At 52.7% G+C, this 26970-nt stretch carries 22 protein-coding genes; 5 read left to right on the top strand and 17 right to left on the bottom strand.

Going from position 1 to position 26970, the window contains the following annotated elements; genetic code table 11:
* Positions 1-23: 23 nt before the first annotated feature.
* The 10 genes from ACK3CV_RS08380 to ACK3CV_RS08335 all read right to left on the bottom strand — a co-directional run bounded on the left by ACK3CV_RS08380 (position 24) and on the right by ACK3CV_RS08335 (position 12099).
* A complete protein-coding gene (locus tag ACK3CV_RS08380; RefSeq protein ID WP_033646766.1) occupies positions 24-1358 on the bottom strand; it encodes an O-antigen ligase family protein in 1335 nt (444 codons plus the stop codon).
* Positions 1358-2497 (bottom strand): glycosyltransferase family 4 protein, encoded by a 1140-nt coding sequence (locus tag ACK3CV_RS08375; RefSeq protein ID WP_164140733.1) that lies wholly within the window; start codon positions 2495-2497, stop codon positions 1358-1360. The genes ACK3CV_RS08380 and ACK3CV_RS08375 overlap by 1 nt, the downstream gene beginning before the upstream one ends.
* 28 nt (positions 2498-2525) lie before the next feature.
* Positions 2526-3542 (bottom strand): hypothetical protein, encoded by a 1017-nt coding sequence (locus tag ACK3CV_RS08370; protein ID WP_060426579.1) that lies wholly within the window; start codon positions 3540-3542, stop codon positions 2526-2528.
* A 47-nt stretch (positions 3543-3589) separates the two neighbouring features.
* A complete protein-coding gene (locus ACK3CV_RS08365) occupies positions 3590-4096 on the bottom strand; it encodes an acyltransferase (RefSeq protein ID WP_071998120.1) in 507 nt (168 codons plus the stop codon).
* Positions 4093-5331, bottom strand: a complete 1239-nt coding sequence (locus tag ACK3CV_RS08360; protein WP_039566814.1) for an oligosaccharide flippase family protein — start codon at positions 5329-5331, stop codon at positions 4093-4095. Before ACK3CV_RS08360 ends, ACK3CV_RS08365 begins: the two co-directional genes overlap by 4 nt.
* A complete protein-coding gene (locus ACK3CV_RS08355) occupies positions 5332-7572 on the bottom strand; it encodes an N-acetylneuraminate synthase family protein (protein ID WP_033637743.1) in 2241 nt (746 codons plus the stop codon).
* A gap of 3 nt (positions 7573-7575) precedes the next feature.
* A complete protein-coding gene (locus ACK3CV_RS08350) occupies positions 7576-8265 on the bottom strand; it encodes an acylneuraminate cytidylyltransferase family protein (RefSeq protein ID WP_060427949.1) in 690 nt (229 codons plus the stop codon).
* An 88-nt stretch (positions 8266-8353) separates the two neighbouring features.
* Positions 8354-10501 (bottom strand): tyrosine-protein kinase Wzc, encoded by a 2148-nt coding sequence (wzc, locus tag ACK3CV_RS08345; RefSeq protein WP_033637741.1) that lies wholly within the window; start codon positions 10499-10501, stop codon positions 8354-8356.
* Positions 10502-10513: 12 nt separating this feature from the next.
* On the bottom strand, positions 10514-10948 hold the full coding sequence (locus ACK3CV_RS08340; protein WP_033637740.1) for an arsenate reductase/protein-tyrosine-phosphatase family protein: 435 nt from the start codon (positions 10946-10948) through the stop codon (positions 10514-10516).
* Positions 10949-10962: 14 nt separating this feature from the next.
* Positions 10963-12099, bottom strand: coding sequence for a polysaccharide export protein (locus ACK3CV_RS08335; protein ID WP_033637739.1), 1137 nt, complete (start codon positions 12097-12099; stop codon positions 10963-10965).
* Between ACK3CV_RS08335 and ACK3CV_RS08330 the strand changes: the two genes are divergently transcribed.
* Complete coding sequence (locus ACK3CV_RS08330; RefSeq protein ID WP_164140663.1) at positions 12035-12346, top strand: hypothetical protein; 312 nt, start codon at positions 12035-12037, stop codon at positions 12344-12346. The two genes, ACK3CV_RS08335 and ACK3CV_RS08330, sit on opposite strands and share 65 nt — an antisense overlap.
* A 201-nt stretch (positions 12347-12547) precedes the next feature.
* On the opposite strand, the gene ACK3CV_RS08325 is transcribed toward ACK3CV_RS08330, so the two are convergent.
* Entirely contained in the window at positions 12548-13441 is an 894-nt protein-coding gene (locus ACK3CV_RS08325; RefSeq protein ID WP_033637738.1) for a UTP--glucose-1-phosphate uridylyltransferase, read from the bottom strand.
* 53 nt (positions 13442-13494) lie between these two features.
* A complete protein-coding gene (galU, locus tag ACK3CV_RS08320; protein ID WP_033638708.1) occupies positions 13495-14391 on the bottom strand; it encodes a UTP--glucose-1-phosphate uridylyltransferase GalU in 897 nt (298 codons plus the stop codon).
* Positions 14392-15000: 609 nt separating this feature from the next.
* Here galU and ACK3CV_RS08315 point away from each other — a divergent pair.
* Complete coding sequence (locus ACK3CV_RS08315; protein ID WP_164140731.1) at positions 15001-16584, top strand: TerC family protein; 1584 nt, start codon at positions 15001-15003, stop codon at positions 16582-16584.
* A 31-nt stretch (positions 16585-16615) separates the two neighbouring features.
* Here the strand turns inward: ACK3CV_RS08315 and dcuC are convergent, their stop codons facing one another.
* The 4 genes from dcuC to udk all read right to left on the bottom strand — a co-directional run bounded on the left by dcuC (position 16616) and on the right by udk (position 21370).
* On the bottom strand, positions 16616-17968 hold the full coding sequence (gene dcuC, locus ACK3CV_RS08310; RefSeq protein WP_033637736.1) for an anaerobic C4-dicarboxylate transporter DcuC: 1353 nt from the start codon (positions 17966-17968) through the stop codon (positions 16616-16618).
* A gap of 175 nt (positions 17969-18143) precedes the next feature.
* Positions 18144-19976: an outer membrane assembly protein AsmA gene (asmA, locus tag ACK3CV_RS08305; RefSeq protein WP_164140730.1), complete on the bottom strand. Its 1833-nt coding sequence runs from the start codon at positions 19974-19976 to the stop codon at positions 18144-18146.
* 44 nt (positions 19977-20020) lie between these two features.
* On the bottom strand, positions 20021-20602 hold the full coding sequence (gene dcd / locus ACK3CV_RS08300; RefSeq protein WP_004938917.1) for a dCTP deaminase: 582 nt from the start codon (positions 20600-20602) through the stop codon (positions 20021-20023).
* Between the two features lie 126 nt (positions 20603-20728).
* Complete coding sequence (gene udk / locus ACK3CV_RS08295; RefSeq protein WP_004938922.1) at positions 20729-21370, bottom strand: uridine kinase; 642 nt, start codon at positions 21368-21370, stop codon at positions 20729-20731.
* A gap of 231 nt (positions 21371-21601) precedes the next feature.
* Here udk and ACK3CV_RS08290 point away from each other — a divergent pair, with 231 nt between their 5' ends.
* Entirely contained in the window at positions 21602-22231 is a 630-nt protein-coding gene (locus tag ACK3CV_RS08290) for a phosphatase PAP2 family protein (protein WP_041034197.1), read from the top strand.
* A gap of 45 nt (positions 22232-22276) precedes the next feature.
* Here the strand turns inward: ACK3CV_RS08290 and apbC are convergent, their stop codons facing one another.
* Positions 22277-23389 carry an iron-sulfur cluster carrier protein ApbC gene (apbC, locus tag ACK3CV_RS08285; RefSeq protein ID WP_033646773.1) on the bottom strand — a complete coding sequence of 371 codons (1113 nt, stop codon included), beginning with the start codon at positions 23387-23389 and terminating at the stop codon, positions 22277-22279.
* Between the two features lie 159 nt (positions 23390-23548).
* Between apbC and metG the strand changes: the two genes are divergently transcribed.
* Both metG and ACK3CV_RS08275 read left to right on the top strand, forming a co-directional pair.
* Positions 23549-25576 (top strand): methionine--tRNA ligase, encoded by a 2028-nt coding sequence (metG, locus tag ACK3CV_RS08280; protein ID WP_033637732.1) that lies wholly within the window; start codon positions 23549-23551, stop codon positions 25574-25576.
* Positions 25577-25797: 221 nt separating this feature from the next.
* Positions 25798-26865 carry a sugar ABC transporter substrate-binding protein gene (locus ACK3CV_RS08275; RefSeq protein ID WP_033637731.1) on the top strand — a complete coding sequence of 356 codons (1068 nt, stop codon included), beginning with the start codon at positions 25798-25800 and terminating at the stop codon, positions 26863-26865.
* Positions 26866-26970: the final 105 nt, after the last annotated feature.

The following is a 26970-nucleotide window of genomic DNA, read 5'->3' as shown; positions in this document are numbered from 1 at the left end:
TCGCAATTTTAAATAACACCGTGTCAATGTAGCGATTGCACATAACCTACATTTTTTCTTGAGCGACTCACGGAACCCGTCTCCGGCGTTCTAATCGATAATAACAAAATCGATATTATGATTGCGAATATATAGCCTGGATAATTTGTCAACGGGTTATTATAAACGAAATTCATCGAAAGCGAGATCATCCAGTATAGGTAAACACTGGGGTTAAGGCCAAGACGAGTACGCTGATAAAGAATGCCAAGAATTAACGTAGCGACAATAACCAGAAGGATAATGCCGACATTACCGTAATTCGACAACATGTAGATATACATACTATCAAGCGGGATTGAGTTCGTATTGTCATCACCAACCACCGCGTTGCCATTCACAGCGTACCCAGCACCGATAAATGGCGAATACTCACTGTCAGCTCGCACGGCTTCTATATTGACCGTACGAAGTAAAATGCTGTTCTCCGCGTAAGCATTCTCCTTCGGGAATATCATCTCATAAATACTGTAATTGGTCGTCGTAATATAAAAGAACAGTGACAAGACCATCGTTACCATAGTGACTGAATTCAGGCTAAAACGTTGAGAGAAAAAGCGTCTCAGCATCAGGAACATGATATAAAGCAGTGCCATGATAATCGCCGTTTTCGATGTTGAAAATGCGATCCCAACCATAATGAGAAGAATATATTTCTTGCGATTTTTTTCGCTTACATAAGGCGATAATACCAGTGCAAAAAACAGATATTCACTGAGGCTGAATGGCCCGGTGAGCAGACCAAAAGCACGTAATTGCCCCTGAATGGTGCGTAACAGAAGACCATATTCTTTACCAAACTGTGTCAACTGTGGGCCAGGGTCAAAACCGATTAGTGCATAAAGCAGGCCTGCCAAACTGGATTCGGCGACCGCAAAGAGCGCATTCAATACGGCAAAGAAAATATAGTACTTAATGATTTTATTAACAATCTCGACACGCTCATTATATTCAAAAAGAAGTAAAACGGCGGCAAAGAAAAAAGAACCGAATGTCAGTAACTCTAAGCGAAACTGAACGATAGAGCGGAAGAAATCAAACCTGCCGGTGATCATACTTAAAAGTACATAAACTAACGAGAAGATCACCATCGACAGGAAAAAGATCATTACGCTTCTACACTGTTTTGACACGTTAGGGTTACGCGCAAAAAGCAAGATTAGGACGAAAACCGGCACTGCCATGGCAAAAAAGTCTTTATATAATAAAAGTGCCCTGGTCGACATATACGCAGCGACGGTCACAACGCCATTCAATGAGAGCAATGTCATGTACATCAGCAAAAGAAAAACAACCAACGACTTTGTCGATACCCTCATTATGACCCTCTATACACGCTCTCATAAGCATCGGTTATTTTTTCTAGTTCAAAAAACGAACGACGCGGTTTGTTGTTATTTTCTCTCACGACGCTAACCACACTGGCGACAGAAAAATCTTTTAGCTCGAAAATATTATCATAAAAAGCTGCGATTTCTGCCACTCCGCCATTGAAAGGCGTATACACAACCTTACCAGAGATGGCCGATTCCGCAACGGTTCGCCCAAAGGGCTCATTCCATCGCGTTGGTAGAACAACGGCGTCAATCTGCGTCATAAACTCTTCAATCTTGATAAAGCCAAGCAAATGAATACCTGCCTCCAACGCTAACACCTTCAACCTCTCGCCAGCGGCGTCACCATTGAATCTGCCGGCGGCGTAGAATGCAACCTGCGGATCGCCGCTGGCCTGTTTTGCCAGAGCACAAAACTCATCAAAACCTTTGTCTTCGGTGAGGCGACCGACAAAACCGATCCTGACCTTTTCGTTGACGGTCGGTACATACTCTATCGCGGCGACAGGGTTGTAGATATGTGTATGTACCGCGTTGCGCGCAAATCCATTTTCCCGATGCAAGGCGGAAATATATTTACTTATGCCAACAAAAACGTCTACGCGCTGACTGGCTTTTTTCTTCAGAAAAGATGCGATGCGCACTGCAGACGACTGTACGTCCATATTTTGGCCATGTTTAAACAACGTGCCGTTCGGATGGAATAGATAATAATCGCGAGTCGTGTGTACCACGCGCGCCCCCAGCTTCTTGGCCACTCGCCACGCTGCGACGGAAAAACCGCTGAGGTTGTTGGTATGCACCACATCCGGAGAAAATTTGCGCAGCTCCTTACGCATGGCACGAGCCATTAATGGATTATAAGAATCAAGCAGATGCCACACCGCTTTCTTTAATTTGCTTGCCGAAGAATCCTGAAATGGCCAGTACATATTTTTGAGAGGTAAATAAGCAATATGAACGCCATTAAGAGTGTCATATTTTATCTCATCAAATTCATGAAGACAAAACACACCAACTTCATGCCCGGCTCGTTGCAGGCTTTCAGCCAACAACTGAACTGATACTTCAGCGCCACCGATTTTATAAGGAGCATAAAGTGTGTTAATTAAAGCAATCTTCATTTTCCATCACCACGGTAAATTTATAAAATTAAAATTTGTTTTTAATCAGCGTAATATCCGCGCTTTCATAACTCTCATAGTTTTTATAAATCGCGTTAACAAATCCACTCCACTCTGGCGATAAAACTTTCTCATCAAGAACGTAAGCGATTATTTTAATTTTTTCATCATATATTTTTACGAGATTGTCATACAATGATGAATAAAATCCGGCTATACAACTGACGTTCTCACCAGCCACAATGGGATAAACCTCAAAGGGAAAATCCAACCGACGGACCTCTACAGACTTTCTGATTTCATCTATTTTCTCTTCACGCTCGCGGCGGTGAGGAATATAAACAAGCTCGGCACCCATCTGATTTGACTTTAAGTCATTTATCATTCTTAGCGTCAAGTCAATATCATCAACAGACGTTACCCCTGCCTCATAAAGCGGCGTACCTATAATGAAGACTCTGTTCTTTCCATCAGGAAGACTGGCCAGTTTAGCCTTAAAATTTTGGTAACTGTGCTTAACGACCACATCTCTTTTTGAAACATTACCTTCGATGTCATAAACAGAGAAAAAGGTTATTTTTTCTCTCTCATTATTGGTCATACCAAGTGACTTGAGGAAAACCGACTTCACGACGCCCCGAGCAGTGAGATTATTGTAGCGTTTAATTCTGAGCGTTGCCGTACCATCATCCAGCAGGACCACATTTCTTCTCGAATATTTATGCGCTAAAATCCAAAAAACCCTCGCGCGATACTCACCGGCAATCAAAGTGACAGTTTCCTTCGCACTCACCACGGAAGTTACACTCTTCAATTGCCGTTTAATATCAAAAGCATTACCCAGTTTCCCTTCGACATCAATGGTTTCCAGGGAGCGATGCTTAATCATGTTCAACAGATAAACAATCTGCCCGTGATTCAGCGCAGAATTGGCCGAACGCTTATTGACAATAAGCAGATCGAGCACAATGTTCTTTGCATCAAGATACTCAATGAGATTAAAAGCCTGAAGCGGTGACTCAATATACGCAATGTATTTACTCATATTTCTAATATCCGATTAAGCTACGGGCATGAATGTATAACTGCCGTTCAATGAAATTTGCCTTCAGCCTTAAGCTGCAGATAGTGAGCAACATCGCGTTGCGAAAAGGGTTTCGCTGGATGGCCGCCGGCTATAGCGTAAGGCTCTATATCTTTAACCACCACACTGCCGGCTTGGATAATGGCCCCTTCCCCGATGGAAACCCCGGGCAGAACAATCACATTGATCCCAAGCCAAACATTATCCCCGATATGCGTGTCCTTAATCACATAAGTGTTATCGTAGGGAATCGCATTCCCATGATGATTGTGATTTTCGGTGATCAATACACAACCAAAACCACAGTGGAAATTATCACCGATAGTAACACCGCCCTTTCCAACCACCGTCAAACCATTGGAGTTAAAGTTATCACCAAGTCGGGTTTTATTATTAACGATAGTTAAAAAGTTAATTTTAGGATCTTGACCACATCTTTCAGCCATTCTGATAACTTTTGAACGATAACGCTGCTTACGTAAGTTTCGCAACCATCGTTTAAGACTTGCTATCATCTTTTCCTCTCAATACTGATCTGTCGCTTGCCACAATAAAAAGTCACTGCACATGCATAAAAACTGGAAATTGCATAAACCAGGCAGAAATACTCAACTTTGATTTCTGTCATGGTGATGACAAATATACCAATCAAATGCGTTATCATCGAACCCATGGTAATAATTGAGATTAATTTATTTTTACGATAGTAAAACAGTGAGTGCGTAAAAATATAATAAATCGATAAAAATGCAGTTCCAGGCAAAAGAATGTTGAAGTAATAAATGGCGCGATTGAACTCAGCATTAAACAGATACGGGAAAGCAAATGGCAAAATAAAGAAGTAAATAATGCACGAAACGATAACCAGAGCTGTGTAACCATATTGAATGAGCTCGACCCCTCTAAAATCGTTCGCTTTAAGCTTGCGATAAATGAAAGGTTGGAACGCCTGGTTGATTACGCCGAAAAAGAGCATAACGATAGAGGTTAGCTGAAACGCCAAGCCATAAACCCCGACTACCGCCGTACTCATGTAATGCGCTATGAAGAATCTATCCACCGAGGATTTAATCCAATAACTGCCATGATGTGGCAATAGGGATACCCCGTAGCTAATGATTTCCTTATAACGCTTACGCAACGGTTGGAGCACGCTGCGTTCAACCGCTATTTTTCTGTAAACAAAGAACTCGTAGGCCAGCTGAATGCTGAAAAATGATGCCGCGATCGCTATCAAACGTTGTCCTGGCGTCGACGCTATCATTTCAAAAAGAGCGATAGTGAATAAAACGTTGAATGCGGAAAGCAAAAATTGGCCGATAGCGGCAACTTTATAGGTCTGACTAATGCGCAAATGCGATAAATTGATAAAGTTCAGCGCCTGCGCCAGAGATGCCAAAACAACCAGAAAACCGTCGCTGAAAGAAACAGAGATCTTGGCGACCAGTGTGACAATGTAGAATATAGCCACCAGTAGCGCGCTCGACGCGAAAGCCAAGGCGATGTTATCTCTGCGGAACACCAGGGAGCTCCCTTCCCCCTCCTGCATGTATTTGACCGGCAACAGACCTTGACCACTGAACGAAATGAAAATGATCAAGATCTGAATAACGGACAAATAAAGAGTCAGCGCGCCGTACCCCGACGCGCCTAGGTGTGCTGTCAAATAAGGCAATATGATGAAGCCGATGACCTTGCCGAGAATATCCCCTACCGACAAGGCCGCAGCCCCCATAATGGCTTTACTCATTTACAGATACTTTTCCAGGAAGTTAAGCGCATGCCAGAACCCTTCCCCTTGGTTTTTGTGTCCCTGCCACACTTCAGGAATAAACTGCGCTCCCGGCGCATGACGCCGCAGATCATCAGCCAGCTCGTCAAAGTTCACATCGCCTTTACCGATCTGTACCCCTTCACCATCCACTCCCAAAGCATCAACAATATGCATATGTGCGGTGTAAGGGCCGACCTTTTGGGTAAACTCATGAAGATCCCATTGGTAGTAATTACAAGCCATCATGGAATGCGACGTGTCATAGCAGATGCGGTAGCCGTATTTCTCACAGAACGCTTTAATCTCGTCCGGATCGACAAACAGGTTATGGTAGCTTTGACCACCAAAGTGCCATGGGAACGGAGGCATCGTCTGGATGATGATTTCAACACCTTCTTGATTGATTTCACCCAGAGCGGCGCCAATGCGTTCGTACATCGCCTGGCGTGATTCTTTTGGCAAGAAACCGGTGGTATTGAAACCGCCTGCATTCACCACGATGACCGGACGCTCAGTTTTCGGGAAATATTGCTTCAACGCGCGAGTCACATCGCAGACACGCTGCAGCTGTTTGATCGAATGAGCAAGATAAACGGGATCATCCGTCGCCAGATCCAAAATATGATCGTTGGCGAACAGCTCGGGGCTATGTACCGCAAAACCGATATTTTCAGCGCCGGAGAAGAATTCTGTCAAATCGAGTTCCATATCCTGATAGCTCAGATGGAACTCGACGAAGTCCAGATTGGATTTATTCTTCAACTTGCCGTAATCGTGGTAGCGCACTGGAATGCCGAACGGACGATTGAAATCATAGTCCTTGGCTTCTATCGCCACATCATTTAGATCCGACTCATAGAAATATCCGCCTTTTTCGTGGTCACGATTGGCTTTCTTACCGACCAATTGCTCCAGATAAAGAGGCTGCAGACCCTGCCCCGGACTCTTCACTTCAACCATCTCGCGAGTGATGATTTCACCTTTTTTCAGATCGCGATTGATAATCAAACTTTTTGCCAGAGTTTCGCGGTTGATCATTTCCCCTTGGGTGATAGTACGTTCGCCGGCGTTGCCCATGGACTCTTCAACTTCGCGGATACGTACGACCATCTCTTTGAACTCAGGGGGTAACAACGACACCTTGTGGTCGTTGCCTTCCATGGATTTGTCGATGGTGAAGTGTTTTTCGATCACTCTTGCGCCCAGCGCGGTCACGGCGATCGGCACTGAAATGCCACGCTCATGGCCAGAATAGCCGACCAAGCAGCCCGTCACCTGCTGCAGACGTTTGATATAGGCCAGGTTGACGTCTTTGAACGGCGTCGGATACGTAGAATTGCAATGCAGGATCACAAACTCGGCACCTTTCGATTTCAAGAAGTCTACCGAGCTTTTGATTTCTGCTTCACTGCACATACCGGTAGAACAAATCAGCGGTTTGCCCGTAGCGGCCAACGCGGCCAACATTTCGTGGTTAGTGAAGTCAGCGGAAGCGACCTTATAACCTTCCATGCCGTAGTTTTCCAACACTTCCAGGCTCTTCAGATCCCAAGGAGTACACAGCGGGGTCAGCCCCTTCTCCTTGCAATAATCGAACACTTCAATCAGTTCTTCATTGCTGAGCTGGAATTTTCTCAGCAGATCCAGCGTGTACTGTGCGCCAAGATCGGCGGATTTGTCTTTATCGTTGCCGCCCTTATACAAAGAGCTCAGATCGCGCATTTGGAACTTGACGCAATCGGCGCCCGCGTCAACCGCCAGGTCAACCAGATGCTTAGCCAGCTTAATATCGCCATTATGGTTGTTGCCAATTTCAGCAATAATGTAAGTCGGCGAGGTTTCCGTGATAGTGTGTTTGCCAATCGTCAGGCCTTTTTCGCTTTGCAGCGCAACGGCGACCAAACGACGATAATCATCAACCAGCGGCAGAACGTCAACGCCATTCGAAAACAGCGATTCAATCTCATTGCGTGGTGCATCCACTTTTTTATAGCGGACGTTCTGATTCATCACTTCCGACATTTCGCGGCTCAGATCGAAGTCGCCGTTAGTGATCCAACGACGGAAATCACCGTCCGAGAAAGAACCGCACAGCTTGCCGTCTTCGGTGACAACAAAAATAATGCGTTTTTTATTCGAGTTGATTTTTTCTAAGGCTTTAATGATTGATTCGGTTTCAAACACTAAAAAGTCAGATATTTTTTTCTGAATTAACATAAATTATCTCCCACTCCAATTTTTCAAAATTACTTCAACAACCGCCCAGTCCAGCATGGTGTCAATTTCAAAGCTTTCCTCTTCCGACATCTTATGCGCTACAACCTTGCCACCAAGACGATTACCGGTACTGAGGAGAATTTCGCTTTTCGTAACGTAAATTGAACCATTTTCTTTAAGTTTGATATTTTCAGGCTTAATATCTTGCCGACGCGGACGGTTTAAGTAGTCGTAATAGGCTTTCGGATTATCTTCATTTTCCCACAAGAAATGCCAAAACTCACATACGCTCAGCAGTGAATCGGCTTTCTTTTCAAGAATCTTTCTGATTGCAGAATCAATCGCATCATCTTTGCGAACAGGAGAAGTAGCCTGCAACAGGACGGTATACTCAGGGTGGTAACTCTCATGTTCAGCCAACCACTCCAGCGTATGCAAAAGCGCGGGCTCAGTCGCAGCGGTATCGTTCGCCAGATGGGCCGGACGCATGAACGGGACTTCCGCGCCATATTCTCTGGCTACGGCAGCGATATCTTCACAATCTGTAGAAACAATGACACGATCAATACTCGAAGAATTTAATGCCTGCTCTATGCTCCAAGCGATTAATGGCTTACCTGCAATTTCTTTAATATTTTTTTTGGGAATACCTTTCGACCCACCCCTTGCCGGAATAATTGCAAGATTACTCATTTATTCTCTCCGAAATTGGATTTTATGCATTACTTTTGAATGAATCAGAAAGCTCCTCATAATGAGGAGCTTTTACATAGAAGGGAGTTTATTTATATTCGTAAGCGTAGTAGCCGTAGGCGCTACCCGATTTATTTTCAACGGCGTTAAGGATAATACCTTTAATTTCCATGCCGTTTTGTTCGAAGCGACGAATACTCACCTCAATCTCTTTCAGCGAGTTCACGCCGTAACGTGCAACCAACAGCGTCGTGCCGACATTGCGCGCCACAATAGCGGCATCCGTTACCGCCAGGATCGGTGGGGTATCGACCAACACGATGTCATACTCTTTGCCCGCCCATTCCAGGAACTCTGTCAGGCGGTTGTGCATCAACAACTCCGATGGGTTCGGAGGAATCTTGCCGCGCGAGATAAAGCTGAGATTCTCGATCGATGTTTGCTTGATCGCTTGCTGCGCCGACGCCTGGCCGGACAACACGTCAGACAACCCCAATCCCAATTCACAGTTCAACAACGAGTGGGCATAACCTTTGCGCATATCGGCGTCAACGACCAAAATGCGCTGACCCGCCTGGGCGATCACCGCCGCCAGGTTAATGCTGACAAACGTTTTACCGATGCTTGGGCTGGCACCGGAAATCATCAGAACGTTATTTTTGGCTTCCAGCGAGGCAAAATGCAGACTGGTACGCAAGCTTCTGACGGCTTCAATCGCCAAGTCCGCCGGGTTGCCCACGGCAAGTAGGGTATAACTCCTGTTACTGCTGCGCTTGCCGGACAGCATGGTCTCGCGGTCGCTCTTTTGCTGCCATTCGGACAGCGGAATACTCGCGTAAACGTTGATCCCCTGCTGTTCCAACTGTTCCGGACTTTCAATGCCGCGATGCAGCATGGTTTTAAGCAAAACGAAACCGGTGGAGAATAGACCGCCTAGCAACGTGACTATCAGAACGATAATGGTTTTTTGCGGTTTAACCGGACGAGGCTGCGTAACGGCAGGATCCACAATACGCACGTTACCGACTGTGCTTGCCTTGGTGATGCCCAGTTCTTGCTGTTTATTCAGCAACTGCATGTAGATCTCTTGCCCTGCCTGTACATCACGGGTCAAACGCAAGATTTCCTGCTGGGTCTTCGGCATAACGCTAACGCGCTTGTTCAGCTTATCTTTTTCTTGTTGCAACGTGGCGCGTTTTTCCATCAACGCACGATAAGCCGGGTGCTCTTTGGTATAAAGCTTGGAAATTTCCGCCTCTTTGAACGTCAGCTCGTTCAGTTGAGCCTCAACCCCCACAATCGTGTCCAAAACAGACTTCGCTTCAAGGGACAAATCGACAGAATCATTCGCCTGACGGAAACGGTTGAGTTTATCTTCGGCACTATCCAAAGAACTACGAACTTCAGGCAACTGATCTTTCAGGAAGTCCAGACTTTTAGCCGCCTCTTCCGATTTACGTTCGACGTTCTGCAACAGGTAATTTTTGCTGATGCTGTCAAGAATGTTTCGCACCAAGACAGGATCATCCCCGACCAGACTCAACGCCAGCACGCCGGTATCTTTACCTTTGTCTTCAACCGTCAAAGCATCCAGCAGATTGTTGGTCGCCACCAAACGCGGCAACTTGGCGATTTCAAAGACAGTGCCTGGCTCCGCCGAAATTTCGCTAACCAGCAAAGAAATCCCATGGCCACTCTCCAGCGCGCCAACTTTCCCCTTGATAATCTCGGTGCCGTTGTTGCTCAGCACATATTGCTGGGCATCAATCACGGTCAATTCCAGCTCAACATCGTCAGAGTTGGCAGGCACATTGAGACGGGACAGCGCAATTTTGGCAGGTTCGGTACCCGTCAAACGAGCCCAGCCGCGGCCAAAAATCGGGAAGTACTTCTGCTGCACCACCGTTTCAAGATTCAGATCATCGACAGTCTTACCCGTCACCATGCGTGACTTGATCAGTTCAATCTCCGTGGAAGAACCCGGCTGACTGTTAGGCAGCATTTGAGATAGGTCGTTGACCAACGAGTTCCCGACGTTTTGCTCAACCTGAACCATGGCGTCAGCTTGATATATAGGCGTGGCGAACAGGGAATAAATGATACCGGCAACAGAGAATAACGCTGTAATCCCGATGATGAGCCAGCGGTGATCAATTAAAGTTCCCAGCAAGCGACTTAGATCAATCTCATCATGATTATTGGCTGTTGATAAGCCTGGTTTCGTATTATCAGTCATTGTAATCTCTGGTTAACGATTTAATGCCTGGGCCCATTTTTGGGCTGCATCATCAAGAAGGCGGTAAACAAACTCAAACGCTTCGGCGCTCTTTCTGTAAGGATCGGGAATTTCTTTCTGCCCCAACCAATGGGCGAAAAGCATGGTTTTGCCTCTGACCTCCGGCGCCAAGCGGCAAACAGCATCAATATGCCCTTTCTCCATAACCAGAATTAATGAATATTCCCGGCACATTTCTTTCGTCAACTGCCTGGCTTCATGCCCTTCTAACGACAGCTGATGTTTTTCCGCAATGGAAATAGCGCTCTTATCCGCGGTTTTGCCAACCAAGGCACCGATGCCTGCGGAAGCGATCTCTTTGTCCGGCAGATGCTGCTTCAAGAGACGCTCCCCCGTAGGGGAGCGGCAAATATTACCTACGCAGACAACCAAGATAGAATCAAACATGGCTAGCCTCCCTACTACGGCCAATTACGGATACGCAGTGAGCCTTCCGTGAGATTGTTGAAGCTATCGATGGTTGGTGCCAGCTGAACGATCAGGCGGTTCCAACGCGCGATAGGCGCTGCCGTCACGTAAACAATGTCATACGGTTGCAGATGGAATTCAGCCCCCATCACCAATGCTGTCGCATCGGACATGTTGAGCTGATAAATATTAGCCAGTTTGTCGCCCTGTGTTCCGTGCAGTGGGCGGATAACGAAGACACCGGTCGCATCTGCCGCAGCTTGGCTTATCCCCTGAGAATTGCCCAGCGCTTCCGTCAGCGTCATGCCGCTGCGATCCATTTTTAGCGTCGATGGGGTTTTAACTTCACCCATGACGAACACTTTAAGATCGTCGTTGCGCGGAATATACAGAATATCCCCAGGATAGAGCAGATGGTTCTGAGTCAAATCCCCATTCTGCATCAATTGCTGCAATGAAAGACGCTGTTCTTTGCCGTTGTGGGTCAGGATGATGTTGCGCCAGTCGGCATTCTCCGTCAGCCCGCCGGCGGCGTTGATCGCATCCATCACCGTCAAAGGTACGTTGGTGATAGGCTGCTGCCCGGATTTGGTAACTTCGCCCGTCACGTAAGCTTTTTGCGAGCGGAAAGCGGCGATATTAACGTCAACCTGCGGGCTTTCGATGTACTGAGCCAAACGGGAGGCGATCTGATCGCGAATTTGGGTAACGGTTTTACCCACCACGTTAACCTTACCGATATAAGGATAGAAAATCGTGCCGTCGGAGTGTACCCAGTTGCCTGTGTCGCTGGCGCTGCGGTATTGGCCCGCAGGCGTGGTCAATTCTGGATGGTCCCAAACGGTGACATTAAGGACGTCACCTACCCCGATCCGGTATTCATACGTGCGCAGCGATGCGTCCAACTGCGCATTCGGCTGAGCAACCACCTTTGTCGGACGCATCGAGTCCAACAACTTCGGTGTCATCGGGTAAATGTTAACCATCTTATCGATATCGAAGTCAGCATCTTCTTGTTTTACGACTTCTTTTCCGCTGGTCGATAAATGGGTTCCAGGAAACACGGTGCATCCACTGATTACGCTGATCGATATCAATAGCGATATCACTTTCAATTGTCGTTTTGCCATCAAATTATCATCACTTTCAGGTAAATGTATCTGCAAAGCTACTATGCGCGCCAACCATGGCAGCGTCTCTGTAACCTTATCAAACTGTCTGTCGCTTGCTGTGCCGTCTCAAAACATGAGCTCTGTTTGCAATTATCAAGAACGTTTATCTGCCGTTGATAAGAGCAAAGCTATTATGAGCGAGGTAAATAAACTGAAATGCCCGGCACCGGTAAAAATCAGTGCGGAGGCAAGTTTAAAGCTTTAATTTTTTAAAAATAACAGCGACTTGTCAGAATCAGACGGCCATACGCATAAAATTCTCTCGCCATAGCAACTTGGCTACTCGCAGTAGAATGTATACTAAAATAAAAATTGGAACAGTGAAATTCCCCAAAATTCAACAACTATTCTAGCTACTCCCGCCATGATGGCAACGGCCCTCATCGAGAGAAGCGATAAGTTTTACTCAAAGCGACAGCCGTTCAGCCCACTCGCGGAACGCTTTGCCTTGGGTCGGGTGACGCAAGCCATAAGTGACAAAAGCGCGAAGGTAACCCAGTTTTTCGCCGCAGTTGAACGATTCCCCCACCAGCTCTGTCGCCTCTACCGGTTTGCGTTTCAACAATTCTGCTATCGCATCGGTCAGTTGAATGCGCCCCCAGGCTCCCGGTTCCGTGGTCTCCAGCAGCGGCCAAATATCTGCAGACAAGACATAGCGCCCCACCGCCGAGTAGTTGGATTCCAACTTGGTTTCCGGCGCCGGTTTTTCGATAATTGATGTGATACGAGCACTTTCGCCAGGAGCCAGGCTGCTGGCCTCACACTCCACCACGGAATAATCGTGCAGTACGTGTTCGTCTGCCTTTTGCACCAAAACCTGGCTCAGACCGGTCTGCTCAAAGCGCGCAATCATGTGTGGCAGGTTGTCTTTCTTCAAATCGGCTTTCGCGTCATCCAGCAAGATGTCCGGCAACAGCACGACAAAAGGAGAATCACCGACCAACGGCTTAGCGCAGAGAACGGCATGCCCCAGTCCTTTCGGCTGCCCTTGGCGAATATGCATCAGCGTCACGCCTTTTGGCGTTATCGACTGCACCTCATCCAGCAATTGCCGTTTCACGCGCGCCTCCAACATCGCCTCCAGCTCGAATGAGGTATCGAAATGGTTTTCAATGGCGTTCTTGGAAGAATGCGTCACCAGGATGATCTCTTTAATCCCCGCCGCGACGCATTCGTTGACAATGTATTGAATCAACGGCTTATCAACGATTGGCAACATCTCTTTCGGAATCGCTTTGGTCGCCGGTAGCATACGCATGCCCAATCCGGCAACGGGAATAACCGCTTTCAACTTCGTCATGGTAGACCTCATTCAATCTCGTGATCGCTTTCAGCCGCGGTGGCGACAACCTGTTACTTTCCTAACGTCTGCTTCAACCAGCGGCTGAAATTCTCACCTTCCGTACCGTGACGCAGACCATACTGCACAAACGCCTTCATATAGCCAAACTTGTCGCCGCAATCGTGGGACTTGCCGCTCATATGGAATGCTTCCACCGTTTGCTCATCCATCAACATCGCAATCGCATCGGTCAGTTGAATCTCATCGCCCGCGCCGGGAGGGGTTTTCTCAAGTAACGGCCAAATATCGGCGGCAAGCACATATCGGCCGACGACGGCCAGATTGGAAGGCGCATCCTCGCGGGCCGGCTTCTCAACCACCGCAGTCATCGGCGCGCTTTCTCCTGCCGCGATCGTCGCGCCAGCGCAATCTACCACACCGTATTTGGACACATCTTGTTCCGGCACCGGTTCAACCATGATTTGGCTGTAACCCGTATCACCAAAACGCTGGATCATTTTAGCCAGATTTTCCTTACGCAAATCCGCCGTAGAATCATCCAATAAAACATCGGGCAACAGCACAACGAAAGGAGAATCACCCACCATTGGCTTGGCGCACAGCACCGCATGCCCCAACCCTTTCGCCTGTCCCTGACGCACCTGCATCACGGTAACGTCCGGCGGGCAAATACTTTGCACTTCACTCAGGAGCTGGCGTTTCACACGCGCTTCGAGCATGGCCTCCAACTCAAACGAAGTGTCAAAATGGTTTTCAATCGCGTTTTTCGATGAGTGCGTAACCAATACGATATCTTTAATCCCCGCCGCCACGCATTCAGCAACAATGTACTGGATTAAGGGCTTATCGACCACGGGCAACATTTCTTTAGGAATCGCCTTGGTCGCCGGCAACATACGGGTTCCCAACCCCGCAACGGGGATCACTGCCTTGAGTCTTGTTTGCATTTTCATTCCAATTCATCGTAGCGCTGCATTCACCTGCGCAGCGTGAACAAAGGGATTCAATCGGGCACGCTACCGCCCTTGGCTTGCAGCTACCAAAGTACTGTTATGACGTATCCACCACGTCATTGCATGAGCCAAACAATTTTTATGCAAAACGGCTCTCATTCTTCGTTTGAACTGCCATGCCGTTCACAAAAAAGTAAAAAAACCGGTGCCTTTATAACCAAACAATGCTAGTTACTGCCGTTATATGACTAAGATTCTTATACTAATGTCTAAGTGATACAAGCCTTAGATCCCCCCAGCCAGCCGTTTTCAGAATAAGACTACTCATGCCTGATACCGATAAGAATCATAGTCAAGGAAAATTGTTTTAATGTTTTGATTTAAATAAATTTAATAAGGCGTTTCTTTTCTGAGCGCATACATCCCGGTAGATATTTGCGCCCTCCGGCCCCTGGCTCCGTTGGCCACTCGGCGCCGATCGATGTTTGCGGCAATCCTCCTATTCTGATCCACGTCCTCCCGATTAAAGTTGAATTTTGCCGCCTCAACGCCCATCATTCCCGAGCGGCATAAGCCGTAGAACTTACAGGTGAAATTGGGCGTATGGAATGGATCGCTGATCCAACAATTTGGGCCGGCCTGGCCACGTTGGTCGTGCTGGAAATCGTGCTGGGTATAGACAACCTTGTCTTCATCGCCATTCTGGCGGACAAACTACCAAAACAACAAAGAGATAAGGCCCGTGTCGTCGGTCTGTTGCTGGCGCTGGTCATGCGTCTGGCGCTGCTCGCCTCCATCTCGTGGCTGGCGACGCTGACCAAACCGATGTTCATCGTTGCGGAGCACCCCTTCAGCGGTCGCGATCTGATCATGCTGGTCGGCGGGATATTCCTGCTGTTCAAGGCCACCATGGAGCTGAACGAGCGGCTGGAAGGCAAGGATGAAGAGCAGCACGGCGCACGCAAAGGCGCGCGTTTCTGGCCCGTGGTGGCGCAGATCGTGGTGCTGGACGCCGTTTTCTCGCTCGACTCGGTGATCACCGCCGTTGGGATGGTCGATCACCTGGCGGTGATGATGATCGCGGTCTGTATCGCCATCGGCCTGATGCTGCTGGCAAGCAAACCGCTGACGCGTTTCGTCAACGCTCACCCGACTATCGTTATTCTATGCCTGAGCTTCCTGCTGATGATCGGTTTCAGCCTGGTGGCGGAGGGCTTCGGCTACCACATTCCGAAAGGCTATCTCTACGCGGCGATCGGTTTCTCGGTAATGATCGAGGCATTGAACCAACTGGCGCAGTTCAACCGCCGTCGTTTCCTGTCAAAGGTGCGGCCACTGCGCGAGCGCACCGCCGAGGCTGTGCTGCGTATGCTGAGCGGCAAACATGAAGAAGCGGAGGTCGACAGCCATTCCGCCAACCTGCTGGCGGACAGCGACAGCGAAAACGGCGAGATCTTCAACCAGCAAGAGCGGCGCATGATCGAACGCGTGCTGGGCATGGCGCAGCGCACCGTCAGCAGCATCATGACCTCGCGTCACGACGTCGAATACCTCGAGCTGAACGATCCGCAGGAAAAGCTGACGCAGTTGCTGGAGCGTAATCAGCACACGCGCATCGTGGTGGTGGAAAGCAGCGCCAGCGATGAGCCGTTGGGCGTGATCCACACCATCGACGTCCTCAAACAGCAGCTGGCGCAGGCGCCGCTGGATCTGCGTGCGCTGATACGCCAACCGTTGATCTTCCCGGAACAGCTCACGCTGTTAAGCGCCCTGGAACAATTCCGCCAGGCGCAGACGCACTTTGCCTTTGTGGTCGATGAGTTCGGCTCCGTCGAAGGCGTCGTCACCCTGACGGACGTGATGGAAACCATCGCCGGCAACCTGCCGGAGGCCGGCGAAGAGGTGGACGCACGCCACGACATTCAGCAAAACGAGGACGGCAGCTGGATCGCCAACGGCTATATGCCACTGGAAGATCTGGTGTTGTACCTGCCGATGCCGCTGGAAGAAAAGCGCGAATACCACACGCTGGCGGGGCTATTGATGGAACACAGCCAGCGCGTGCCGCAAGAAGGCGAACAAATCAGGATCGGTGACTACCTATTCGAGCCGTTGGAGGTCAACAGCCACCGCATTCTGAAAGTGAAGATCACCCCGCCTCCCCCAGCGGAGGACTACGAGGTTTAACATTGAGGCCGGGCAATGCCCGGCCTTTGTGTTACTGGGGAACCAGCAACTCCGTCGCCACAATCACCACCACCAGCCCGACAATCACCGGCACTGAAGTGCGCTTCACCACGTCGAACGGCGAGATTTTCGCCATGCCGGAGACCGCCACCACCACACCGGAGACCGGCGACAGCGTACGGCCGAGATTAGACGCCTGCAGCATCGGGATCACCAGGTAGGCCGGATTCACGCCCATCTGCGCCGCCAGTTTCGGGATCAGTTCGACAAACGCATAGAACGGCGCATTGCCGGAGCCGGTGGTCATGGCCGCCAGCATGGTGATCACCACCAACACCAGCATCATGATCAAACCGCCGGTGCCGAACGACTGCGCCAGCCCGATCAATCCGCTGATAAAGCCGACGGTGCTCAACCCCTGCGCGAAGACGCCCGCGGCCACCAGCAGCATCACTACGCTGGCGAATGCGTCCGCCATGCCGCGATACGCCACCTCCAGGCCGCTGAATACCTGTTTGGCACTGAAGCTGCGCACGAACTCGATCGCGGCCGCCAACAGTATGCACCCTACCAGCACGGTGATGATGTGCAGCTCCGGCCCCCATTTGCCGTCGAAGATCAGCACGCCGAGGATCGGCGTAAACGGCAGTATCGCGTAGAACCCCGGCGCATGCGTTTTGATTTCGCTGACGTCCACGATGTGATGCTGTTCATCACTCTTCCTGTCGAGATAACGCTGCCAGAAAAAGTGCGCCACGGCCATGCAGACGATGGCGGCAATCGAGATAGGCAGCGTGGTTTTGAACGCGAAGTCCACCAGCGGCATCTCCGCAGCCTTGGCTGCCAGCACCACGTCGCCGGAGGTCGGCGCCAGGATAATCGCCGCCGGCGAAGCGCAAATGGCCGCCGCCGCCCCGCGGCTGATGCCAACGTTCACCATCAATGGGAACAGCGTCGCCATCAGCAATACGCCGAGACCAGTAGCGGAAGAGACCGCCAATGACATCAGGCAAGCGACAAAATAGGCCGCCACCATCAGCAGATAAGGCGAGTTGATCATCTGCAACGGGCGCGAGGCCAGCTTGACGACCACGTCGTTGGCGCCGATATGCGTCATGTAGGCGGCGAAACCGCACAGCATCATGATCATCATGCCCAGATCGCCGCCGCGGCTCATCAGCAAGATCTTGACGTATTCGATAATATCGGTCGCGCGCCAGCCGGTAGACGCGGCGCCGGACGGCAACAGCGTTTTCCCCATCAGGGCGCTGATGCCAAGCAGCAGCAACCCTCCCACCATCAAGACGCCGGTGGCGGAATATCCTTTGATGATGTAACGGCCCACGCCCGCCGCCACCGCCGCGCCAATAAGAAGCTCTATCATGTTTCCTCAACTCGTTATGTTTTCGCGCTCAGGCGCCTAGTCATAGCAAAATATGCTCTTACTCTGCACAAATCGAGCGTGAGTCTTCATGACCTTCATCAAGGTAACGGAGGGAAATTATCGCGGGAAACGCCGATATTGACGCGAGCCGTAAAACGGCCCGCGTCAGGAGGGATTACAGCTTGTCGAGCAGCTTCTTCAGATCCTGGCCTTCACGCGAATCCTTGTTCTTTTCAGCCCATTTATTCAGCGCATCTTTAGCCCGATCCTGCAGCGTTTTGCGCAGCACCTGATCGACCTGCAGTTGGTAATTCAGCCGTTGCCACGGCCCGTAAACCCGCAGCGGGATCGGCGTTTTTTGCAGTTGCTCGATCAGTTCGCCGCGCCCTTGCCAGCCGCCTGTAACGCGCACGTTAAGCGCCATATCGCACTGTTTTCCCGGCATATCGATACTGCCGGCGCCGGTCAGCGCCAGCAAAGGCGAATCCGCCGTCAGGCTGCTGAGCTTGACAGTGCCCTGGCTCAGGCTGGCCCGCGCCGAGACGCTTTTGACTTCGGTATAGCGCTGATAGCTGTCTTGCCCGCGCACGCTGTTATCGTTGCGCGCCACCGCCTGTTGGATCAATTGCTGAATGTTCAGGCCGTGCAACTGCGCATCCTGCATTGCCAACTGCGCCGTACCGCGCCAACGGTGCTCAAATGACTGTGAAGAAAGGCGATCGCCGGTCAAATCCCCTTTCATGCTGAATTTGCCGGTCAGCATCTGCGGCATGTCGAAGGCTTTGAGCACCGTGCCGAGCTCAACCTGGTTCAGGGTCGGCTGCACGTTTATCACCGGTTTATTGCCGCGAGCGTCGAGCGTTCCCGGCAAGGAAAAATCGCCGCCGGCCAATTGCCCGGCAAGTTTATGCAGCGTCAGCAGGCCGCGTTGATTATCCGCCGCGACGGCTAACTGGGTAACGTTCATACCGCGGTAAGTCAACTGCGCCGCCTGCAGATTCAGCTGCGCATTGAAATCGCGCAGCGCTTCCAGGTTCTGCTGCCGATCGTCAACCTGGCTGGCGATCACCGGCGCAGCGGTCACGGCGGGCTGCTCGGCGGTATTGGTGCTGGATTGCCAACCGGAAAGCGCGTCAAGATCGAGATTAGCCGAATTCAGGTTCACCACATAGCCGGGCACCGCCCCCAGGCTAGCGCTGATATCGCCGGTCAACTGGCTGTTATTGGCACTGACGTTCAGCTGGCTGACGGCAATTTGCGCCGGCGTCTGCTGATAGACCACCTGAGCATTGCCCTCGCCTTGAATACCGCCGTTCGGAATATCCGCCCCCGCCAATTGGTAATTGAACTGGGTCACCTTGGCGCCGATCTGGTGCGGGAACTGCTGCAGATCGATATCGGCCGCCATGCTGAAGGCCAGGTCGCGCTGATCGCGGTTGACCCGACTGGAGATGTCCAACCGCGCCTGCCGTTTCTCCGTTTGCTGCAGGGTAAGATTGATGTCCCGGACATTGATTTGCTCGTTGTCGGCACGCTGCCAAATCAACAGGCTGTCCACGACGCGCAGGTTATCGATATCGAATTTCCAGGCCGCGTCTGCCGCATCAGCGCCACTGCCGGCCGGCGCAATCGGGGCGTCCACTTGCGACTGCTCTTCACTGTCGGGGGTGAGGCGAATGACGGCGTTTTTCAACATCACCTGTTTCACAAACAGCTGATGCGACAGCAGCGGCAACAGTTTGACGTCAAGGCGCATGTTTTCCGCGCTCACCACCGGCGCCTTGGCGCCCGGCGCGGTCAGCGTCATGCGCCCGGCCAAAATGCTGAGCTGCGGCCAGATATGCCAACGCAGGTCGCCTTCGAGCGTCAGCTGGTAGCCGCTCTTCTGCTCGACCTTTTTGACCATGTAACCGCGAAAATCATTCGGATTGACCAGCAGTACCAGCGCGGACATCCCCGCCACCACGACCACCAGTAAAATCGCCAATGTCGTCAGTAATCTTCTCATGCCACCCTCTTGTCAGCGCCACACCGACGGTGCATCCCGCGCCGTTAGTCCTTGTCGATTCGACTGGCTACTGCGCCCTGCTGATCGCGATATTTTGCGTCCTGCCGGCTGTTGTATGGCCGGGCCGCCGGGCCGGACAACGGCTCAAAGCTCAAGGCACCAATCAGCATCCCCGGCCGCAGCGCCAGCGGCAGCTTGCCGGAGTTGTAAAACTCCAGCACGATGCGCCCGTGCCAGCCCGGATCGATACGGTGCGCGGTCACGTGCACCATCAGCCCCAGACGCGCCAGAGAAGAGCGGCCGTCGAGCCAGCCCACGAGATCGTTCGGCAGCGTCACGGATTCGAAGGTCACCGCCAGGGCCAGTTCACCGGGATGAAGGAAGAACGCCTCGCCTTCCGGCAGGACAATCTCGTCGCTCATCACGCGATCCAGCGCGGCGCTGACTTCATCTTTCGGCCCGCTAAGATCGATAAAAGGCGCGGTATGGCCGCGGAACACGCGGAACTGATTGCCCAAACGGACATCTACTGTGGCCCCGTTGATGCGTTCGAGCGGCGGGCGCGGGGAAATCACCAGTTTCTCGCTATCCAGCCAGGCTTCTATATCGCGGTCGCACAGTCTCATGTCTTTCTTCTCCATCAAAACGCGTAACTAAACAAAAATTGCCACACAACGGGCGAAAGGTCTACGCCGGGGTGCAAATAGTTGGCCGCCGGCCGGAAATGCGCATTTCCGGCCATGTAAGCGGCATTATTCAAAGAATTGGCTGATTTTGGCTTTCAGAATATCGATCGCGATGCGGTTTTTGCCGCCGCGCGGGACGATGATATCGGCGTATTGTTTGGAAGGTTCGATAAACTGCAGGAACATCGGGCGCACGGTTTTCTGGTATTGCGCCATCACCGAATCCATCGAGCGGCCGCGCTCGTTGACGTCGCGCTTCATGCGGCGCATCAGGCAGATATCCAGCGGCGTGTCGACGAAGATCGAGAAGTTCATCTCCTGGCGCAGGCGGATATCCGTCAGCAGCAAGATCCCTTCCAGAATAATCACTTTTTTAGGTTCGAGATGGACGGTTTCTTTCTTGCGCGTGTGTTCGGTGTAGCTGTACAGCGGCAGTTCGATCGCCTTGCCGGCCTTCAGCATCTGCAGATGCTGGAACAGCAGATTGTGATCCATGGCGCTCGGGTGGTCATAGTTGGTTTTGACCCGTTCTTCCATGGTCAGGTGAGTCTGGTCTTTATAGTAACTGTCTTCTGGAATAACGCCGATGTGCTCATCGCCGACCTGCTCGCGGAGTTCGCGGTACAACGTGCTGGCGATAAGGCTTTTTCCGGAGGCAGATGCGCCAGCTATACCAATAATGACGCACTGATGCGGATTGTCAGTCATAAAATTAAAGACCTGATTTCGTATTGTGAAGGGGGGGAACTAAAACGCGACAATTATAGGGAGTCGCCGGGGATTGCGCCACTGTATATTGCGCGGCGGCGAGCGAATTCGGGCTGCCACGCCACGGGCACGCGGCATTTTAAGAATCTCGCGGCTAGGGCAACGCGCCGTAACGGGTTACACTCCCCGGCGCTGACTTTTGCTCCCCGCCCCCTTTCATCGGAGATTGATGTGCTGGATTGGTATTTTCTGACTTTTTTCGGCGACAGCATGTTGTTGCTGCCCTGCGCGCTGATTCTGTTTTTATTGCTGCTCATGTCTCCCGCCACCCGCGCGGCGGGTTGGCAGTGGGCGCTGATCTTCGGATTCACCGGCGGGGTGGTCTGCCTGTCCAAACTGGCCTTTATGGGCTGGGGCATCGGCAGCGAGCGCTATGATTTCACCGGATTCAGCGGCCATTCAGCTCTCGCGGCCAGCATCTGGCCGCCACTGCTCTGGACGTTGACCGGCCGCTTTTCCCACCCGATACGCAGCATCGCTTTGCTGACCGGATGGATATTGCCTTTCGCCATCGGCGTGTCGCGGCTGGAAATTCGCGTGCATTCGGTATCAGAGGTGATCAGCGGGCTGATTTTAGGCTACCTGGCCAGCGCACTGTTCCTGCGGTTGCAGCGGAACAAAGCGCGCCCGCATCTCTCCTGGCCGCACTTCGCCATCGCGCTGGCCTTGCCCTTGGCGCTGATGGGGCAGCGGCAGCCGGCCCCCACCCAGGGATTGCTGGAGCATATCGCCAAAACGCTGGCGCAGATCGAACGCCCTTATACCCGGGCAGATTTGCACAACCCCACCCGCATCCCATAAAAAAACCCGGCGCTTGAGCCGGGTTCTTGCATTGCGATAGGCAGATTACAGCGCGCGGAACGCGATCTCCGTCGGGATCGCCTCGCCCTGCCAATACATCTGCGCGGCCACGCGGCCGGCCAGTTGACGATACATCTCGGCGAATTCGCTGTCCGGGCGGCTGATCACCGTCGGCGTACCGCGATCCAGGTCTTCGCGCAGCGAAATATGCAGCGGCATCTGCCCCAGCAGGCGGCTGTGGTATTTCTGCACCAGCTTCTCGGCGCCGCCGGTGCCGAAGATCGGCTCATGGTGGCCGCAGTTGCTGCAGATATGCACGCTCATGTTCTCCACGATGCCCAGCACCGGCACATGCACTTTCTCGAACATCACGATGCCCTTGGCGGCATCCAGCAAGGCGATATCCTGCGGCGTAGTGACCACCAGCGCGCCGGTTACCGGAATGTTCTGCGACAGCGTCAGCTGGATGTCGCCGGTGCCCGGCGGCATATCCAGCACCAGATAATCCAGATCCGGCCACAGCGTATCCTGCAGCAGCTGCATCAGCGCCTTGCTGGCCATCGGGCCGCGCCACACCATGGCGTTGTCGTCGGTCACCAGATAGCCGATGGAGTTGGTCGCCAGGCCGTGCGCCATGATTGGCGCCATGTGCTGACCGTCCGGCGAAGTCGGCCGCTCATGTTCGGTGCCCAGCATGTTGGGGATCGACGGGCCGTAAATGTCGGCGTCCAGAATGCCGACCTTGGCACCCTCGGCGGCCAGCGCCAGCGCCAGGTTGACGGCGGTGCTGGATTTACCCACCCCGCCTTTGCCGGAACTGACGGCGACGATGTTGCGCACGCCTTTGATGCCGGCCTGGCCGTTGGCGCGTTTCAGCGTCGTGATGTCGTGTTTCAGCTTCCAGTCGATGGCGGAAGCGCCGGTCACGCGCAGCAATTCGGGGCCGACGCTCGCCTGCAGCGCCTCAAAACCGCTCTGCCAGGCAAACGGCATCGTCAGTTCGATATGCAGCACATCGTCCAGCAACGCGCAGTGATGAATGGCCTTCAATGCGGTCAGGTTGTTTTTCAACGTCGGGTGTTCAAAGGCGGCCAGTACACCGGTCACCAGGGCGCGCAGAACTTCGGGGTTGGTCTGCTCAGGGGATTTTGCGTTCATCCCGGCTCCTTGATTTTGAATGGGTAGCTTCCGGCTAAGCATATCAGAACTGCGCTGCCGCTGACGCATATAACCTGCAAGAAACCGCCCTAGCAGCGAAGGGCGCGATCGGTTAACATCGAAGGCCCTTTTATTCATTACAGAAAGCAAGTTCTCACTATGGCTCAAGTCGCGAAAAAATTATTGGTGACGTGCGCGCTACCGTACGCAAATGGTTCCATCCATCTCGGCCACATGCTCGAGCACATCCAGGCGGATATCTGGGTGCGTTACCAACGAATGCGCGGCCACGAAGTGCATTTCATCTGCGCGGACGACGCGCACGGCACGCCGATCATGCTGAAAGCGCAGCAGCTGGGCGTGAAACCGGAAGAAATGATCGCGGAGATGAGCCAGGAGCACCAACAGGATTTCGCCGGCTTTGGCATCAGCTATGACAACTACCATTCGACCCATAGCGATGAAAACCGCGAGCTGTCCACCCTGATTTACAGCCGCCTGAAAGAAAACGGTTTTATCAAGAACCGCACCATTTCTCAGCTGTACGATCCGGAGAAAGGCATGTTCCTGCCGGACCGTTTCGTGAAAGGCACCTGCCCGAAATGCAAATCGCCGGATCAGTACGGCGACAACTGTGAAGTGTGCGGCGCCACCTACAGCCCGACGGAGCTGATCGATCCGAAGTCCGTGGTTTCCGGCGCGACGCCGGTGATGCGCGACTCCGAGCACTTCTTCTTCGACCTGCCGGCCTTCAGCGAAATGCTGCAGGCGTGGACGCGCTCCGGCGCGCTGCAAGAGCAGGTGGCGAACAAAATGCAGGAGTGGTTCGAATCCGGCCTGCAGCAGTGGGACATCTCCCGCGATGCGCCTTACTTCGGCTTCGAGATCCCGGATGCGCCGGGCAAATACTTCTACGTCTGGCTGGACGCGCCGATCGGCTACATGGGCTCCTTCAAGAACCTGTGCGACAAGCGCGGCGATCTGGACTTCGACGAGTTCTGGCGCAAAGACTCCACCACCGAGCTGTATCACTTTATCGGCAAGGACATCGTCTACTTCCACAGCCTGTTCTGGCCGGCAATGCTGGAAGGCAGCAACTTCCGCAAACCGACCAACCTGTTCGTGCACGGCTACGTGACGGTGAACGGCGCCAAAATGTCCAAGTCGCGCGGCACCTTCATCAAGGCCGGCACCTACCTGCAGCATCTGGACGCCGACTGCCTGCGCTATTACTACGCCGCCAAGCTCTCTTCGCGCATTGATGACATCGATCTCAATCTGGAAGACTTCGTGCAGCGCGTAAACGCCGATATCGTCAACAAGGTGGTGAACCTGGCGTCGCGCAACGCCGGCTTTATCAACAAGCGCTTCGGCGGCAAGCTGGCCGACAGCCTGGCCGATCCGGCGCTGTACCAGACCTTCGTTGACGCGGCGCAGAGCATTGCCGAAGCTTACGCCGGCCGCGAGTTCAGCCGCGCGATCCGCGAAATCATGGCGCTGGCCGATCTGGCCAACCGTTACGTAGATGAGCAGGCACCTTGGGTGGTGGCGAAGGAAGAAGGCCGCGACGCCGATCTGCAGGCCATCTGCTCGATGGGCATCAACCTGTTCCGCGTGCTGATGACTTACCTGAAGCCGGTGCTACCTTCGCTGACCGAGCGCGCCGAAGCGTTCCTCAACGCCGAGCTCAGCTGGGACGCAATCCCGCAGCCGCTGCTGGGCCATCAGGTGAACGCCTTCAAAGCGCTGTTCAACCGCATCGATCTGGACAAGGTCAGCGAGATGGTCAACGCCTCGAAGGAAGACATGGCCGCCGCCAAGCCGGTGACCGGCCCATTGGCCGATGATCCTATTCAGGAAACCATCACCTTCGACGACTTCGCCAAGGTGGACATGCGCATCGCCCTGATCAAGAGCGCCGACTTTGTCGAAGGCTCCGACAAACTGCTGAAACTGCAGCTGGATCTGGGCGGCGAATCGCGCCAGATCTTCTCCGGCATTCGCTCCGCTTACCCGGATCCTAAAGCGCTGGAAGGCCGCCTGACCATCATGGTCGCCAACCTGGCGCCGCGCAAAATGCGTTTCGGCGTTTCGGAAGGCATGGTGATGGCGGCAGGCCCCGGCGGGAAAGAGATCTTCCTGCTGAGCCCGGACAGCGGCGCGCAGCCAGGCATGCAGGTCAAGTAACCGCACCAGCGCGTTACATCAAGGGTCGAGCTTGCTCGGCCCTTTTTAATGCCTCAAACCCAAGGTTATAAACAGTAAGAAAACGTCATAACCGCTCTGATTCCCTCGCCCGTCGTATCCCGCTATGATGCTCAGCAACAACAAATGGACGTCCAGACAGAAAGACTGCTATAACAGACTTTCACCGGGACCCTTTACCCGCTTTTTTGGAGCCTATAATAATGAAAAACCTCAAGACTTCACTGCTCGCCCTCAGTCTGCTGGCCGCCCTGCCGCTGCAGGCGGCGGAAACCGCCGCCGTGCCTGCCGCCATCGCTCAGCATCAGGGGCCGGTGCGCATCGCGGTGATCCGCAACCTCGGCTCCGACGACAACACCACGCAATTCTTGGCGGGCGCCATTCAGGAAGGGCGCAAGCTTGGCTTCAAGGTGGACACTTTCCTCAGCAATGGCGACGACGCGCGCTTCCAGGACTTCGTCAACCAGGCTATCAGCCAGAAATATGACGGCATCATTCTCTCGCAGGGGCGAGCCCCCTATTCCACCGAGCTGGTCAAACGCATCGCGGCGGCCGGCATCGCCGTCGCGGCTTTCGATACCGACGTCAGCGGCAGCGTTCCCGGCGTCACCGTCTCGCAGCAGGACGACGCTTCGCTAGCCAACGCCTCCTTCGGCCAGCTGGTGAAGGATTTCAACGGCCAGGCCAACATCATCAAACTCTGGGTGGCCGGCTTCCCGCCGATGGAACGCCGCCAGGCCGCCTATCAGCAGCTGCTGAAACAGCATCCGGGCATTCACGAGCTGGAATCGATCGGCGCGGTCTCCTCCGACGTGCAGGGCGATACCGCCAACAAGGTAGGCGCGGTGCTGGCGAAATACCCGAAAGGCAAGATTGACGCCATCTGGGGCACCTGGGATGCCTTCACCCAGGGCGCTTACAAGGCGCTGAAAGAGAACGGCCGCACCGAAATCAAGCTGTACAGCATCGATATCTCCAACCAGGACTTGCAGCTGATGCGCGAAGCCGGCAGCCCGTGGCAGGTCAGCGTGGCGGTGGATCCAAAGCTTATCGGCGCAGTCAACCTGCGCCTGGTGGCCAACAAGATCGCCGGGGAAAGCACGCCGGACAGCTATCAGTTCAAAGCGACGGTCATTCCGCAAGCGCTGCTGCTGGCGCAGCCGGGGCCGGTCAACGTCGCCGGGCTGGCGAAGATCATCCCCGGCTGGGGCAGCAGCAGCGATTTCGTCCAGCCGTGGTTCGCCACGCTGCAGGCCGAACACGGTAAATAGTGCTGTTTTTGACGAGGCTGGCGACGCAGCCTCTGTTTTTAACCTAATTATCGGCTTTCCCCTTCCGTCCTCGCCAAAATACGCTATGTTATCTGCATCGCCCAT

Source organism: Serratia sp. TSO36 (genome assembly GCF_057808395.1).
Note: the sequence above shows the minus strand (reverse complement) of the source record. Positions and strands in the feature narration are given on the sequence as shown.

What these genes read in the sequence shown, in the direction of transcription:
- ACK3CV_RS08380 (WP_033646766.1), bottom strand. Translation starts at nt 1,358, where the DNA reads ATGAGGGTATCGACAAAGTCGTTGGTTGTTTTTCTTTTGCTGATGTAC.
- ACK3CV_RS08375 (WP_164140733.1), bottom strand. Translation starts at nt 2,497, where the DNA reads ATGAAGATTGCTTTAATTAACACACTTTATGCTCCTTATAAAATCGGT.
- ACK3CV_RS08370 (WP_060426579.1), bottom strand. Translation starts at nt 3,542, where the DNA reads ATGAGTAAATACATTGCGTATATTGAGTCACCGCTTCAGGCTTTTAAT.
- ACK3CV_RS08365 (WP_071998120.1), bottom strand. Translation starts at nt 4,096, where the DNA reads ATGATAGCAAGTCTTAAACGATGGTTGCGAAACTTACGTAAGCAGCGT.
- ACK3CV_RS08360 (WP_039566814.1), bottom strand. Translation starts at nt 5,331, where the DNA reads ATGAGTAAAGCCATTATGGGGGCTGCGGCCTTGTCGGTAGGGGATATT.
- ACK3CV_RS08355 (WP_033637743.1), bottom strand. Translation starts at nt 7,572, where the DNA reads ATGTTAATTCAGAAAAAAATATCTGACTTTTTAGTGTTTGAAACCGAA.
- ACK3CV_RS08350 (WP_060427949.1), bottom strand. Translation starts at nt 8,265, where the DNA reads ATGAGTAATCTTGCAATTATTCCGGCAAGGGGTGGGTCGAAAGGTATT.
- wzc (WP_033637741.1), bottom strand. Translation starts at nt 10,501, where the DNA reads ATGACTGATAATACGAAACCAGGCTTATCAACAGCCAATAATCATGAT.
- ACK3CV_RS08340 (WP_033637740.1), bottom strand. Translation starts at nt 10,948, where the DNA reads ATGTTTGATTCTATCTTGGTTGTCTGCGTAGGTAATATTTGCCGCTCC.
- ACK3CV_RS08335 (WP_033637739.1), bottom strand. Translation starts at nt 12,099, where the DNA reads ATGGCAAAACGACAATTGAAAGTGATATCGCTATTGATATCGATCAGC.
- ACK3CV_RS08325 (WP_033637738.1), bottom strand. Translation starts at nt 13,441, where the DNA reads ATGACGAAGTTGAAAGCGGTTATTCCCGTTGCCGGATTGGGCATGCGT.
- galU (WP_033638708.1), bottom strand. Translation starts at nt 14,391, where the DNA reads ATGCAAACAAGACTCAAGGCAGTGATCCCCGTTGCGGGGTTGGGAACC.
- ACK3CV_RS08315 (WP_164140731.1), top strand. Translation starts at nt 15,001, where the DNA reads ATGGAATGGATCGCTGATCCAACAATTTGGGCCGGCCTGGCCACGTTG.
- dcuC (WP_033637736.1), bottom strand. Translation starts at nt 17,968, where the DNA reads ATGATAGAGCTTCTTATTGGCGCGGCGGTGGCGGCGGGCGTGGGCCGT.
- asmA (WP_164140730.1), bottom strand. Translation starts at nt 19,976, where the DNA reads ATGAGAAGATTACTGACGACATTGGCGATTTTACTGGTGGTCGTGGTG.
- dcd (WP_004938917.1), bottom strand. Translation starts at nt 20,602, where the DNA reads ATGAGACTGTGCGACCGCGATATAGAAGCCTGGCTGGATAGCGAGAAA.
- udk (WP_004938922.1), bottom strand. Translation starts at nt 21,370, where the DNA reads ATGACTGACAATCCGCATCAGTGCGTCATTATTGGTATAGCTGGCGCA.
- apbC (WP_033646773.1), bottom strand. Translation starts at nt 23,389, where the DNA reads ATGAACGCAAAATCCCCTGAGCAGACCAACCCCGAAGTTCTGCGCGCC.
- metG (WP_033637732.1), top strand. Translation starts at nt 23,549, where the DNA reads ATGGCTCAAGTCGCGAAAAAATTATTGGTGACGTGCGCGCTACCGTAC.
- ACK3CV_RS08275 (WP_033637731.1), top strand. Translation starts at nt 25,798, where the DNA reads ATGAAAAACCTCAAGACTTCACTGCTCGCCCTCAGTCTGCTGGCCGCC.